The sequence below is a fragment of the Pontixanthobacter sp. CEM42 genome (assembly GCF_017812015.1).
In the GTDB taxonomy this organism is placed as follows: domain Bacteria; phylum Pseudomonadota; class Alphaproteobacteria; order Sphingomonadales; family Sphingomonadaceae; genus Pontixanthobacter.
Genome location: NZ_JADQTN010000001.1, coordinates 1,663,584 through 1,677,200 on the forward strand (window position 1 = coordinate 1,663,584; position 13,617 = coordinate 1,677,200).

Annotated in this window: 13 protein-coding genes and 1 pseudogene; 11 read left to right on the top strand and 3 right to left on the bottom strand. The window is 58.7% G+C overall.

The window, feature by feature from the left end; all coding sequences use genetic code 11:
* Window positions 1-40: 40 nt before the first annotated feature.
* A complete protein-coding gene (locus J9777_RS07960; RefSeq protein WP_209348185.1) occupies window positions 41-1,255 on the top strand; it encodes an FAD-dependent monooxygenase in 1,215 nt (404 codons plus the stop codon).
* Window positions 1,256-1,273: 18 nt separating this feature from the next.
* Here J9777_RS07960 and J9777_RS07965 read toward each other — a convergent pair whose 3' ends face one another.
* The 3 genes from J9777_RS07965 to hemC are packed head-to-tail and all read right to left on the bottom strand — an operon-like array spanning window position 1,274 to window position 3,863.
* Entirely contained in the window at window positions 1,274-2,194 is a 921-nt protein-coding gene (locus J9777_RS07965; protein WP_209348186.1) for a hypothetical protein, read from the bottom strand.
* Between the two features lie 50 nt (window positions 2,195-2,244).
* Complete coding sequence (locus J9777_RS07970; RefSeq protein ID WP_209348187.1) at window positions 2,245-2,940, bottom strand: uroporphyrinogen-III synthase; 696 nt, start codon at window positions 2,938-2,940, stop codon at window positions 2,245-2,247.
* Window positions 2,937-3,863 carry a hydroxymethylbilane synthase gene (gene hemC / locus J9777_RS07975; RefSeq protein ID WP_209348188.1) on the bottom strand — a complete coding sequence of 309 codons (927 nt, stop codon included), beginning with the start codon at window positions 3,861-3,863 and terminating at the stop codon, window positions 2,937-2,939. The genes J9777_RS07970 and hemC overlap by 4 nt, the downstream gene beginning before the upstream one ends.
* A 43-nt stretch (window positions 3,864-3,906) precedes the next feature.
* Here hemC and tsaD point away from each other — a divergent pair, with 43 nt between their 5' ends.
* From tsaD to J9777_RS08015, 10 genes and pseudogenes are all read left to right on the top strand, one after another.
* Window positions 3,907-4,941, top strand: a complete 1,035-nt coding sequence (tsaD, locus tag J9777_RS07980) for a tRNA (adenosine(37)-N6)-threonylcarbamoyltransferase complex transferase subunit TsaD (protein WP_209348189.1) — start codon at window positions 3,907-3,909, stop codon at window positions 4,939-4,941.
* Window positions 4,938-5,930 (top strand): NAD(P)H-dependent glycerol-3-phosphate dehydrogenase, encoded by a 993-nt coding sequence (locus tag J9777_RS07985; protein WP_209348190.1) that lies wholly within the window; start codon window positions 4,938-4,940, stop codon window positions 5,928-5,930. Before tsaD ends, J9777_RS07985 begins: the two co-directional genes overlap by 4 nt.
* A gap of 38 nt (window positions 5,931-5,968) precedes the next feature.
* Window positions 5,969-7,426, top strand: a complete 1,458-nt coding sequence (locus J9777_RS07990) for a lipopolysaccharide biosynthesis protein (protein ID WP_209348653.1) — start codon at window positions 5,969-5,971, stop codon at window positions 7,424-7,426.
* A 133-nt stretch (window positions 7,427-7,559) separates the two neighbouring features.
* The gene (locus J9777_RS07995; RefSeq protein ID WP_209348191.1) at window positions 7,560-9,326 is read left to right on the top strand and encodes a VWA domain-containing protein; all 1,767 of its coding nucleotides are present in this window, start codon (window positions 7,560-7,562) and stop codon (window positions 9,324-9,326) included.
* A 49-nt stretch (window positions 9,327-9,375) separates the two neighbouring features.
* Entirely contained in the window at window positions 9,376-10,116 is a 741-nt protein-coding gene (locus tag J9777_RS08000) for an OmpA family protein (protein ID WP_209348192.1), read from the top strand.
* Between the two features lies 1 nt (window position 10,117).
* On the top strand, window positions 10,118-10,246 hold the full coding sequence (locus tag J9777_RS14735) for a hypothetical protein (protein ID WP_280842174.1): 129 nt from the start codon (window positions 10,118-10,120) through the stop codon (window positions 10,244-10,246).
* Window positions 10,243-10,743, top strand: a complete 501-nt coding sequence (locus tag J9777_RS08005) for a hypothetical protein (RefSeq protein ID WP_209348193.1) — start codon at window positions 10,243-10,245, stop codon at window positions 10,741-10,743. Before J9777_RS14735 ends, J9777_RS08005 begins: the two co-directional genes overlap by 4 nt.
* Window positions 10,744-10,764: 21 nt before the next feature.
* Window positions 10,765-12,717 carry an acetate--CoA ligase gene (gene acs, locus J9777_RS08010; RefSeq protein ID WP_209348194.1) on the top strand — a complete coding sequence of 651 codons (1,953 nt, stop codon included), beginning with the start codon at window positions 10,765-10,767 and terminating at the stop codon, window positions 12,715-12,717.
* A pseudogene (locus J9777_RS14805) lies at window positions 12,714-12,839 on the top strand (aldolase/citrate lyase family protein); the annotation flags it as partial. The gene acs and the pseudogene J9777_RS14805, both read left to right, overlap by 4 nt.
* A gap of 56 nt (window positions 12,840-12,895) precedes the next feature.
* Window positions 12,896-13,579: a CoA ester lyase gene (locus J9777_RS08015; protein WP_348631981.1), complete on the top strand. Its 684-nt coding sequence runs from the start codon at window positions 12,896-12,898 to the stop codon at window positions 13,577-13,579.
* Window positions 13,580-13,617: the final 38 nt, after the last annotated feature.

Here is a 13,617-nt window from a genome sequence, read left to right on the forward strand (position 1 = left end):
GCGGCAGATTTGTGGCGCTGGTACAATTGAAAGAATCGTAATGGACGATAAACGTGATCTGCTGATTTTAGGCGGCGGCTTGGTGGGCATGACGCTGGCGCTGACGGCTGCCCGGAAAGGCATCTCCAGCCACGTCGTGGACCGTGCAGATCCGGCTGAGTTGACAGCAGACGGATTCGACGGACGCGCATCGGCCATCTCCACGGCGAGTTGGAACCTGTTCACCAATATCGGACTTGCGGATCGGTTGGAGCCCCATGGCTGCGATATTGCTTCCATTGCGGTGACCGACCAGATGAAGCAGGGATTTCTCGATTTCACACCAGAGCCGCATGAGGGCACTCTTGGCCGGATGTTTGCCAATCGCGATCTGCGTTTGGCGCTTTTCGAAGCGGCGAGCGAAGAACCGCTGATCGCATGGCACGCCAAGAGCGAAATCACACAGCGACACCGCGACGAACACGGTGTTTCGGCCATGCTCAGTGATGGGCGCGAACTACGAGGCGATCTAATGATTGCAGCCGAAGGTCGTGCCTCCCCGACGCGCGATGATGCTGGCATCGTGATTGCCAAATGGACCTATAGCCATCGCGCAATCATCGCAGGCCTCGTTCATGAGAAGCCGCATGACAATGTCGCTTGGGAAATATTCTACTCGACCGGCCCATTTGCTCTGCTGCCGATGCTGGACCTGCCCGATGGATCGCATCGCAGCGCGCTCGTCTGGACTGTGGATGAAAATGATGCAGCGGGCACGCTCAAACTATCAGACCGTGCCTTTCTGGCCGAAGTGGCCAAGCGAATGGGCGATATGTTCGGCCAGATAACCTCTGTCGGGCCGCGCTCATCATATCCGCTAGGCTTCCACCACACAGCAAAGATTGTCGATCACCGACTCGCCCTGATTGGCGATGCAGCGCACGGGATTCATCCGATTGCGGGCCAAGGCCTCAATCTGGGGCTGCGTGATGTTGGCGCGCTTGTCGATGTACTGGCCGACGGCATGCGTCTGGGTCTCGAACCCGGCGATGCCCAATTGCTCGACAAATATGAAAAATGGCGCGGGCTTGATGCGTTCTCAGTCGCGCTGGCAACAGACGGGCTTACGCGTATCTTCGGCATTCCGGGCAAAACCGCTTCTGCGGTCCGCCGCCTCGGAATGGCCGGTATTCAACGCACGCCGATACTGAAGACGTTCTTCATGGACGAAGCGCGCGGCGTAACGGGCGACATGCCCGACCTGCTCAAAGCCTGATCGCAGCGATTGCGGTTCTTAGGTTCCGCTGTCTTCGGCGGGACTAGCTTGCTCGATTGTCTGGCCTTCACGGTCGCGAAGTTGGCTACGCTCTTTCACGGCCGATGTTTCCAGAATATCTAGCGCGTTTTGAACCGCTGCATATCTACGCGCATCAGCGATCCAGTTTTCGGCCTTTTCTGCACCCGGCATCGTCTCGACTTCTTTGATCGCACTTCTCACCCGGCCTACACCAAGAGCCAAGCGTGCGCGTTCCAACGCACGGTCCGGGCGAGGCGAAGCGGTATCTTCGCTCCGAATTACGAAGAGCTGGCTAAGTTCGCGTTGGAAACGCGCAAAGGATGGCCCTTCATCGGATTTTACCAGATCAGGGCCCAACCCTTCCAAACGGGCAATCAATTCGTCGGCCCGGATCGGGTTTGCCGAAGCTTCAATGATTGTCGCTACAGCCTCAGGTTGCGCCGCGCCAAAGCGTAGCCGCAATTGATCGATCAAATAACCGAGCTGCTCGCCCTTCTCCAAGGTGCGCCGCGCGGCGAAGGCAATTAGCAGTCCCTCGGCCCGGCCCGCATTACCCGAAGCCGCTTCGGCTTGAAGCACCAGCCGATCCAAGCGTTGCTCGGCGGCGGCAAGACGCTGGTCCAAACCGCCTGCTTGTTCCTCAACGCGTTCCACTGCTTCGGTCGCTTCTTCTGCTGCTTGTTCGGCAGCCTCGGTCTCCGTCGCATTGGGCGCCGGTGAAGCACTGGGTGATGCCAGCGCCTGCGGAGCGACATCAACCGCTGCAGGCTCCTCCACTTCATCACTCATGAAGGCATAATCGCCGTCCCAAAAAAGGTAGCCGACCAAAATGGCGCCGAGCAGAAACGCGCTCAACGCAACGCCAAGTATGGCGCTCCATGAGCTGCTTCTCCGGCGTTTTGTGAGTGTGCTGTCCATCAATGTCCGTTCGTGATCCGCACAAGCTTAGGCGGGTAAATCTTGATCCATCATTTTTGCAGGTTTTGGCACATGTTCTTGGCCAATGCCAGCAAGGCAACATCATTGGGCTGCTCCGCCACCGCCACGCCCGCCCATCCATCACCGGCAGCCTCAGCGACGCGCGGGCCAAACGCAGCGATGCGAATATCTGCTTTGTTCATAGCCATGCGATTGCATTCATTATTGAAATGCTCCGCTGCGACTGCGGAATGAAGCATCACAATCCCGCCTTCTCCCACCATTGCGCGAAAAGCGTCCGATGCCGAAAGCGTGCATGATTCATACAGTACTCTGTCCACGATCGAATGCGAGCGAGGCGGCGTCAACTCGACATGATCGCGTCCCGATAGGCGCAAGAACTTGATCGCTTTGTGGGAAAGCGAGTCGACAAGAGACTGTAACCCGCCAGAACCCACCCCAGCGATATCAAAGCCCGCGTTGCGAGCAGTCCGCGCTGTCGTCTCGCCGACTGCATAGACCGGGATATCCAGCAGCAACGCCAGTTGCGTACCACCATGCCGGATGGCGTTCGCGCTACCGATCAACAGCGCATCGAATGCTAGATCATCGGGCACTGACCAGTTGACAGGCTTCACTTCAAACAGCGGATATCCAGCGACCGTAAGTCCGGCTTCGCGCGCGCGCTCGATTGTCTGGGATAGGCCGGGTTCTGGCCGGATCGCCACAATCGACGGTTGCATCATTGCCCCTCGAACAAAGCAGAGATTCCCGGTGTCCCGCGCGCCAGAAGATCCCGGCCAAAGGCCCGTACTTCATCCAGTGCGTCAGCTTTGCAATCTAGCGAACCATCGACCCGCTCCGCACCGTCCGCGCTAAACAATGACGCTTTCATTGCGATCCTATCGTCATTGATAGCGCTCAGAACCGCAATCGGACTGTGACAGGTACCACCAAGTGCCTCCAGCAAGGCACGCTCGGCCATTACCGTTAGATGGCTATCGCGGTGGTCAATCGCATCCAACAGCTCGCGGGTTTTGGTGTCCGCAGTATTGCACTCGATACCGATTGCCCCCTGCGCTGGAGCTGGAAGCCAATCATCGGCATCGAGTGGTGTGCCCGTGCTAGTCTGGTCAAGCCTTTGCAGTCCCGCAGCCGCCAGCAAGGTCACATCAGCTTCTCCCGCCGCAAGCTTCGCCAACCGCGTCGCCACATTCCCGCGGAATGAGACAATCGTGCAATCAGGCCGGTGATGCAGCATTTGCGAAGCACGGCGCGGCGCGCTCGTTCCAACGACCGCGTCGCGCGGGATAAGTGCAATCGAGGACGCACCGATCAATACGTCGCGCACATCGACACGCGGCAGAATTGCAGCAATCGTCAGACTATCGGGTCGTAGCGTCTCGACATCTTTCATCGAATGCACGGCAGCGTCGATCTTACCTTCCGCCAGCCAGACATCGAGCTCGCGCGTCCACAGCGCCTTACCGCCAATATCTGCCAGCGGGCGATCCTGGATTTTGTCACCGCTGGCGCGGACCTTAACCAGTTCGATCTGATCCTCGCTCCAACCATGCGCTTCGCAAAGTCTCCGCCGTGTTTCCTCGGCTTGAGCAACTGCCAGAGGGGATTGCCGTGTGCCCAGCCTTAGTCGTGCATGGTCAGTCATAGGTCGCTTGCCCTAGCCATTCATCTGGTTCAGGGGAAGTCCCATGGGCATGATCCTCGGCATCGAATCCAGCTGTGACGAGACTGCGGCAGCGTTGGTCGCAACCGACCGACGCATTATTGCTCAGCGGATTGCTTCTCAGATAGAGGAGCACGCGCCCTATGGTGGCGTAGTACCTGAGATCGCAGCACGCGCGCACGCAGAGAAGCTGGCGCCGATGATCGCTGACGTTATGGCCGAAGCCGAACTGGAACTATCCGATCTCGATGCAATTGCTGCGACTGCCGGACCCGGCTTGATCGGCGGCGTGATGGTCGGACTGGTCAGTGCAAAGGCACTGGCCATGGCAAGCGGTGTTCCGTTGATCGCTATCAATCATCTGGAAGGCCATGCGCTATCGCCCCGATTGGCAGATGAGAGCTTGGATTTTCCCTATGCTCTGCTGCTGGTATCCGGCGGACACTGCCAAATTCTGATGGTCGAGGGCGTTGGTAAGTACCGCCGTCTCGCGACAACAATTGACGACGCGCTCGGCGAGGCATTTGACAAAACTGCCAAGATATTGGGGTTGGGATACCCTGGCGGACCTGCCGTCGAGCAACTTGCCAAACAAGGTAATCCCAAGGCCGTTCCGCTCCCGCGCCCCTTAGTCGGTAGCGGCGAACCGCATTTCTCTTTTGCCGGCCTGAAAAGCGCGGTCTTGCGCGCCAAAGATAGCGGCCAGCATAAGGACGCGGATATCGCCGCCAGTTTCCAGCAGGCCGCTGTTGACTGTTTGCTCGACAGGTTGCGTGTATCGCTGGACGAAGCTGATAGCGTCCCTGCGCTCGTTGTTGCCGGAGGCGTCGCAGCCAACCAGACTATTCGTAAAGCGTTGGAAGGCTTTGCCGATGATCGTGCAATGCGCTTCGTCGCGCCGCCGCTGGCTTTGTGTACCGATAACGCTGCGATGATCGCATGGGCTGGTGCCGAACGGCTGGCATCAGGACAGTCAGATCCGTTAGACTTTGTCGCAAGGCCGCGCTGGCCGCTCGATCCCGATGCGGAACCAGTTCGCGGTGCAGGAGCGAAGGCATGAAAGTTGTAGGAGTTCTTGGCGGTGGCGCTTGGGGGACTGCCCTCGCACAGATGCTCGCTTCGGATGGCCGCGATGTGTTGCTGTGGGCGCGCGAGACGGAACTGGTCGAAGAGATCAACACCAAGCATACCAACAGCCTGTTCTTGCCATCCGCAAAGCTCGCGCAAACTATCCGCGCGACGAGCGATCTTTCGGACATGGCTGCGTGTGAAGTCATTCTGGCCGTGACACCCGCGCAGCATCTCGGTTCTGTGCTGGACGCAATGCCAACCAAACCGCGCGACCTGATATTGTGCAGCAAAGGTATCGAGGCCACCACTGGCCGCTTGATGAACGATGTAGCAAAGGATGCCGCGCCAGACAGCGATATAGCGATTCTGTCAGGCCCGACATTTGCGCATGAAGTCGCCGATGGACTGCCCACTGCCGTTACTCTCGCTTGCGGCGGCGGTGAGGAACAATGGCAACGGATCAAACCGGTCATCGCACGTCCACAATTCCGTCCCTATTACTCCGACGATGTGGTTGGGGCTGAAATTGGCGGTGCGGTGAAGAATGTTCTCGCGATAGCGTGCGGCGTGGTGGACGGGCTTGGTCTCGGTCAGAATGCCCGGGCAGCTCTAATTGCTCGCGGCTATGCCGAAATGCTGCGCTTTGGCGGCGCGCTGGGCGCGCGAGGCGAGACGCTCGCTGGCTTATGCGGGCTTGGTGATCTGGTCCTCACCTGCTCTTCAACTTCCAGTCGAAATTTCTCGCTCGGCAAAGCGCTCGGCGAAGGGCAATCCGCCAATGACCTTATGTCCGACCGCCGGACCGTAGCCGAAGGCGCGCATTCCGCACCCGTCCTCAATCAGCTCGCGCACGATCGCGATATTGCAATGCCAATTGTCGAGGCAGTGAACACTCTTCTCAGTGGCGCGCCCGCAAAAGAAGTCGTGTCCAAGCTCCTCTCCCGGCCGCTACGCGCCGAACATGGGTCCGCCGCGTGACAACTGCCGCGCAACCAACGGGTGACGATCCGGGCGATATGGCCGCGCTCGCCAAAGGCGGGCGGACCAACATGTTCGGCTTCGTGTTGAGATTGGCCGCACGTATACCCTTCCTGTTTATCGCCGGACGGCTCTACGGGACCGAGGCGCTCGGCGTCTTTGCCTTCGCACTGGTCGTTATCGAGTTGGCTGCACTGGTTTGTTCACTTGGTGAGAAGCGCGGATTGGCACAACGTCTGACCGAGAGCGAAGAGCATCCATCCAATCTGGTGTTCGATGCGATGCTGGTCGCGGTGGTTCTTTCCGCAATCCCCGCGCTGATATTCTGGTTTGCGCCGATCACCATGTTCCCCAGCGGCCAGTTCAATGATCTCGACAAACTGATCGTCTGGGCCATTCCAGGATACGCGCTGACCGAGATTGTTCTCGCGGCGCAAGCCTATCGATATGACATCGCGACCACAGTCCGCGCTCGCGCCGTGGTCGAGCCATGGACGATTTCGATCATGGCCGGCGTGTTCTTCTACATCATTCCTGAGAGCGGCCTGACGATGGCCTATCTGGTCTCGATCTATACTGGCCTTGCAGTCGGCGTATGGTCGCTCCTGCGCACCTACGGCCTCCCTAAAGGTTGGCGGCCAACGCCAGCGCGCCACGCGAAGCTGGTCTGGCGTGCGCTGCCGCTAGTAACTGCCGATGCGGTTGAATGGGGCACGCGGCGGCTCGACATCTTCATTCTCGGCTGGTTTGCAGGGCCTGCAGCTGTCGGGATCTACTGGATGGCGCAGCAAATCGCGAGCCTGCCGCAGAAGCTCAAAACCAGTTTTGAGCCCGTGCTTGGTCCGGTTATTACCAAGAACCTGAAGACCAAGAATTACGGCGCTATTGCGCGGCAGGTTTGCCAAGTTGGCTTCTGGATACTCGCAGCACAGGCGGGCATCGCGCTGGCGCTCGGAGTACCGGGCGAAGCAGTTATGGGTCTGACCGGACCAGACTTTGTCGGCGGAACCGGCGCGCTAGCATTCCTGCTGGCGGCGGAGGTGGTCGCGGCAACCGCAGTCGTGGCCGAGGCGGTGCTGGTCTATGTCGCGCGGGTACGTAATCTGTGGTTGTCCATCGGCACTATCGCGTTGCAAGCGGTGCTGACGGTCGCGCTAATCCAGCTGGTCGTGCATCTCGGCTATGGAGAGCCATTCAAAGCAGCCGCAGCCGCAGCGGCACTGATGATCGCACTGGGCACGGCATCACTCGTCAAAGCATGGTTCCTCTCGCGGATACTCGGTCACCCAATCAACAATTGGCGCTGGGCGTTGGTGTGGGCGACTGGCCCCGCTGTCGTGGTCGGCTTCCTTGCGACGATGCTACCCGAATGGGCCGAGCTGATCTTCGGAATCCCGGCGATTCTGCTGACGTATGGCTGGATCATCTGGCACAAAGGCTTTGGCGAAGACGACCGCGTTCTATTCCGGAAGAACATGGCCAAGTCCGAAGAGTAAATCTGCCGCACTTGCTACGGTTTTGCCGGCGCTACTCGGTAATATGACCGTTTCCTTGCAATGCCATTCAGAGGCCGTTCACTGCCCGAGGCGATCTTATGTGATCACTAGGGACTGAAGCGGAGGGGACCCCATGCGTTTTACAAAAACGATCATCACCACAACATCTGTTGTACTTTTGGCCGGGTGCGCGACTGCGCCAAATGACGGCTATAAATCGGCAAGTGATGACACCGCAGCAAGCCCGGCCCCTGTACCGTTGCCGCCAGTTGTCGCTCCGCCGCCGCCTATAGTGGCACCGGCACCCACGGCAAGGACGGGCGCTGTCAGGGAATCTGAAGCTATCGTCGTGACCGGGACGCGCGTTCAACGGCAATCTTTCCACAGCATTGCACCGCTTGCTGTCGTAGACGCCAGTGAAGTGCCGCCATCACAGGCAACCAAAGGCTTGCGTTACGTACCGCCGGTGATTGTCCCACAAGACCCAGGCCGCGAGAGATATGATGGAAAGGAAGTTTCCCCTGTCAAACTGGTCGCGACTGACCCGCTATCCACTTTCTCGGTCGATGTGGATACTGGCGCCTACGCCAATGCACGCCGCTTCCTGACACAAGGTCAGATGCCGCCTCGCGATGCCGTGCGAACCGAGGAAATGATCAACTATTTCCGGTACGACTATGACCGTCCATCCAGCCGCGATGTTCCCTTCAGCGTAAACACCGATGTCGCGATCACCCCATGGAACAACAATACGCGGCTGCTGCGGATTGGCTTGCGCGGATATGACCTTCCCCAATCCGAACGACCGCCAGCCAACCTCGTATTTCTCATGGATGTGTCAGGCTCTATGCGCAGCGCCGATAAATTGCCGCTCGTGAAGACCGCACTCAAAGGCCTCGCGGGCGAGCTGTCACCACACGATAAGGTATCAATCGTAGTCTACGCTGGCGCAGCGGGACTGGTGCTGCAACCGACCAGTGACGAGCGCGAAATCAGGCAAGCATTGGACAAGCTCTCAGCTGGCGGCTCTACCGCTGGTGGCGCAGGAATTGAGCTCGCTTATCAGATCGCTGAAGACAATATGGTCAAAGGCGGCGTCAACCGCGTCATTCTGGCGACCGACGGCGACTTCAATGTCGGCCTGCGCGACCAGAAGCAGCTAATCGAACTGATCGAGAGGAAGCGCGACAGCGGTATCACACTCACCACTCTCGGCTTTGGTACTGGCAATTACAACGAAGCGATGATGGAACAGATCGCCAATCACGGTAACGGCAATTATGCCTATATCGACAGCGCTCTGGAAGCCAAAAAAGTACTGGGAGACGAGATGTCTTCGACCCTCTTCACCATCGCAAAAGATGTGAAAATACAAGTCGAGTTCAACGCCGAAGTGGTCAGCCAATACCGTCTAATCGGATATGAGAACCGCGCGCTACGCAACGAAGACTTTGACAACGATCGCGTCGATGCAGGCGATATCGGCGCAGGACATCAGGTTACCGCAATCTACGAAGTGGTTCCTGCCGGTGCAAAAGGCTGGGTCGGTCCGCGCCGCTATGACCGAACAAGCGCCGGTGCTGGCGCGGCTGAGAATCGCTTGGCCGAGGCCGCCTATATCAAGCTGCGCTACAAAATGCCCGACGGCAAAACATCGAAACTGATCGACACAATCGTGCCTTCGATTGCAATGCGCAATGCACGCGCTCCCCGCGGCGACTTTGCCTTTGCGACGGCAGTCGCTGCATTCGGGCAGAAGCTCCGAAAGGACGATCTGCTGGGCGACTATGACTTTAACGATATCGAAAAGCTGGCAGGCAATCAGAGCGATTTCTGGCGGCAGGAATTCAAGCGCCTGACCGACGTCGCGGACAGCATGGACAGCCAATTGGGCGGATAGAACACCGCAGGCTCTTTTCGGCAGCGTCGGGCATGGCTAAGGACACACCATGCCCGTTCGCCCTACCATTGCTATCGCCGCCGGAGGCCTAACATGCGCTGCCCTGGCATTTGTCGGGTCGGCATGGACCGCGGATACATTTGCATCAAAATTGTCGGAACGCGCAGCGGCAGCGGCAACCGAAGCGGGCGCGCCTGATGTTTCCGCCGATTTCACCGCCATCAATGGCTGGCCTTCGCGCCACCCGCTGCTTGGCGGAGGCGAAGGGCTCGATGAACAATCCCGCGCTAACGCGGCGCAAGCCATCGCTGAAATTCCCGGTGTCGGCGGAATTCGCTGGTCTGACGGGACGATGGCCGCAGAAAGCGGCGCGGTTCCGCTCAAGCCGATGCATTGTCAGGAGGATGTCGAGGCGCTGCTGCGCGCGCGCACTGTGCGTTTCGAGGAATCGTCCAGCGCCATGGATACTGCCAGCCGTGAATTGCTGGACGAGGTAGAAGCGGCCCTGCGCCCTTGCCTCGGGTCCATCATCGCAATTACCGGCCACACGGATAATTCCGGACCCGAACCAGGCAACTTGGCCCTGTCGAGGGAGCGTGCGAACGCAGTGCGCGATGCCCTAATTAGTCGCGGGATACCGGCTGATGGGCTGCGGGCCATAGGGCATGGATCGAGCAAACCGGTCGACGGTCTTGATCCTGCCGACCCCGCCAACCGCCGGATTGAATTCTCGGTCATCGCGACAGAGCCGCTTGCTCCGACTCCCGTCGACACACCGGGAGCCCGCTGAGATGCCAATATGGTTTGAATTGATCGTAATGACACTCGCCGCCTATGCCGTGGGACTGACCATTGGCTGGGCGCTGTGGGGGCGTGATCCAGCATCTGATATCGATAGTGAGGAGGAAGCAGAGCAATGATGGAACTGGCGCAGGCCAACTGGCCGCTTTTGGTGGCCGCTTTGGTCATCGGCCTATTGGTCGCTTGGTGGATATTCGTCGCGATGCGGCGAACGAAAGTGGATACCGATACGTCGGATGTTCTGGACGAAGGCAAAGGTCCAGCGAACCGCAATCAAGCGCTGATTGACGCGCCTGCAGCTGCTGAAGCCCCGCCGGCGGTGCCTGAACCAACTGCGGCCGCGGCCGAACCGGCAAAGGTCGCGGCGGTGGAAAGTGAAGCCGATGACCTGACGCGCATCAAAGGCGTTGGGCCGAAGCTAAAGACTCTTCTCATCTCACTCGGTGTGACAAAATTTGACCAGATCGCCAATTGGACCGATGCAGAGATCGACAATATTGACGCACAGCTTGGTCGGTTTGAAGGCCGCATCCGCCGAGACAATTGGATGGATCAAGCGAAGTTTCTAGCGGCTGACGATACTGCAGGATACGAAGACAAATTCGGCAAGCTGTAAGCGAATTCAGGAGAACATTGAGTGACTGAAGAACTTTTTCCGGTTCCGTCCGAATGGGCCGAAAGCGCGCTTATCGACAACGCGACATATCTGGAAAAGTACCAGCGCTCTATCGATGATCCCGATGGGTTTTGGAGAGACGAAGCGCAGCGGATCGACTGGATTGAGCCGTTCCACACGGTCAAAGACACGTCCTATGACCAAGCCGACTTTCACATCAAATGGTTCGAAGGCGGGAAACTCAATATCGCCGCTAATGCGCTCGATCGGCATCTCGCCGAACGCGGCGATCAGATCGCGATTATCTGGGAACCAGATGATCCCTCAACACAGGGCCGCACGCTAACCTACCGCGAATTGCATGCCGAGGTTTGCCGTTTTGCCAATGTGCTGAAAGCCAATGGCGTCAACAAGGGTGACCGTGTCACAATCTATCTACCGATGGTGCCCGAAGCCGCTATTGCGATGCTGGCCTGCGCGCGGATCGGCGCGGTGCACTCGGTTGTCTTCGCTGGCTTTAGCCCAGACGCGTTGGCGGGCCGGATTGAAGATTGCCAATCCAGCATCGTACTCACCGCCGATGAAGGCCTGCGAGGAGGCAAGCCGATCCCGCTCAAAGCCAATGTCGATGCGGCGTGCGAGAAAGTATCGGTCGATACCGTAATCATGCTCCGGCACACGCGCGCAGACGTCCCCTTTGTCGAAGGCCGTGATATTGATTGGGCTGAGGCGATGGGTGCTGCCTCGCCGGATTGCCCGGCAGAGGTGATGGATGCGGAAGATCCACTGTTCATTCTCTACACATCAGGTTCCACCGGGAAGCCTAAGGGTGTACTGCACACTACCGGCGGCTATGCTGTGTGGACCAGCATGACGCAGGAATATGTGTTCGATTATCAGCCTAAGGCAGATGGTTCGATGCCGGTCTATTGGTGCGCCGCCGATGTTGGTTGGGTCACTGGACACAGCTACGTCGTCTACGCTCCGCTAATCAACGGCGCGACGCAGGTGATGTTTGAAGGCGTGCCGAACTTCCCCGACCATTCGCGGTTCTGGAATGTCATCGACAAGCACCAGGTCGAGATATTCTACGCTGCGCCGACAGCGCTGCGCGCCCTTATGCGCGAAGGAGACGAATACGTCACCAAAACCAGCCGCAAGAGCCTGCGTCTACTCGGATCAGTCGGAGAGCCGATCAACCCCGAAGCATGGGACTGGTATCACCGCGTAGTCGGCGACCGGCGCTGCCCAATCGTCGATACGTGGTGGCAAACCGAAACTGGCGCGGCAATGATTACGCCGATGCCCGGAGCAAATGCTCTCAAACCCGGTAGCGCGACCCGCCCTATGTTCGGCGTAAAGCCCGCTATTCTCGATCCAGAGAAAGGGACCGTGCTCGACGGCGCAACGCAAGGCGCGCTGGTAATTACCGATAGCTGGCCCGGCCAAATGCGGACTGTGTATGGCGACCATCAACGCTTCTTCGACACCTATTTCAGCCAATATCCGGGATACTACTTCACCGGCGATGGCTGCCGCCGTGACGAGGATGACTATTACTGGATCACCGGACGGATTGACGATGTTATCAATGTCTCCGGACATCGCATGGGCACCGCCGAGGTTGAAAGCGCCTTGGTCGCGCATGAACTCGTATCCGAAGCCGCCGTCGTTGGCATGCCGCACGACATTAAGGGTCAAGGCATCTACGCCTATGTCACGACCAATGCGGGAGTTGAGGATAGCGACGACCTGCGCGCGGAGCTGGTCAAATGGGTTCGCAAGGAAATCGGCCCTATAGCGACACCCGATGTCCTGCAATTCGCCCCCGGCTTGCCCAAGACCCGCAGCGGCAAGATTATGCGACGTATTCTGCGCAAGATCGCCGAGAACGACACAAGCAATCTGGGCGACACTTCAACGCTCGCTGATCCATCGGTGGTCGATGACTTGCTGGCGAACAGAGCGCAGTGACGGACAACATTCGCCCGCTCCGCAGTGCGCTTTATCTACCGGCCAACCGAGCCAGTGCAGTCGCGAAAGCGCGGCAGGCGGATTGTGATGCGGTTATCCTCGATCTTGAAGACGCGGTTGCGCCTGAAGCGAAAGCTGAGGCACGCGCGGCGGCGGTCGCGGCGGTCAATGACGGTGGATTCGGTCATCGTACACGGTCGTTCGCGTCAACGCGCTTGATACCGAATGGGGACCAGCCGATCTTGCTGCACTTTCCGGATGCCAGCCGCAGGCCGTGCTCGTCCCGAAGCTCTGCCATCCCGATGAAGCGGGCATTTATAGAGGGCAACTTGGCGGCGGGCCGGAATTATGGGCGATGCTCGAAACCTGTATTGCTTTCACCCAGCTGAGTCAGATTTCGGCGAAGGCTGCCGCAGCTAGGCTCACCACTTATGTTATGGGCACCAACGACCTCGCGCTGGAAATGCGGGCGAAGCTCGACACCAAGCGCGCGCCGTTTCAACCGATACTCACCCAAGCAGTCATCAATGCCCGCGCATACGGCCTCTCTGTCCTAGACGGGGTCTTCAACGATATCGCCGACGAGGACGGGCTGGCAGCACAATGCCGGCAAGGCGCAGATATGGGTTTTGACGGGAAGACTCTGATCCACCCGAAACAGCTCTCGATTGCCAATGCGGCCTTCAGCCCTTCTGCTGATGTGGTGGCCAAAGCACAATCGATCCGCGATGCATTTGCTCTGCCCGAAAATGCTGGAAAGGGCGTGATCAAAGTCGATGGCCGGATGACTGAAATTCTCCATTTGCGCGAGGCCCAACGCACTCTCGCCCTGCATGCAGCAACACAGCGCAACACCCCTTGATAAGACTGCACTTGCGGCGCAGGATGAGTCCTGCAAGA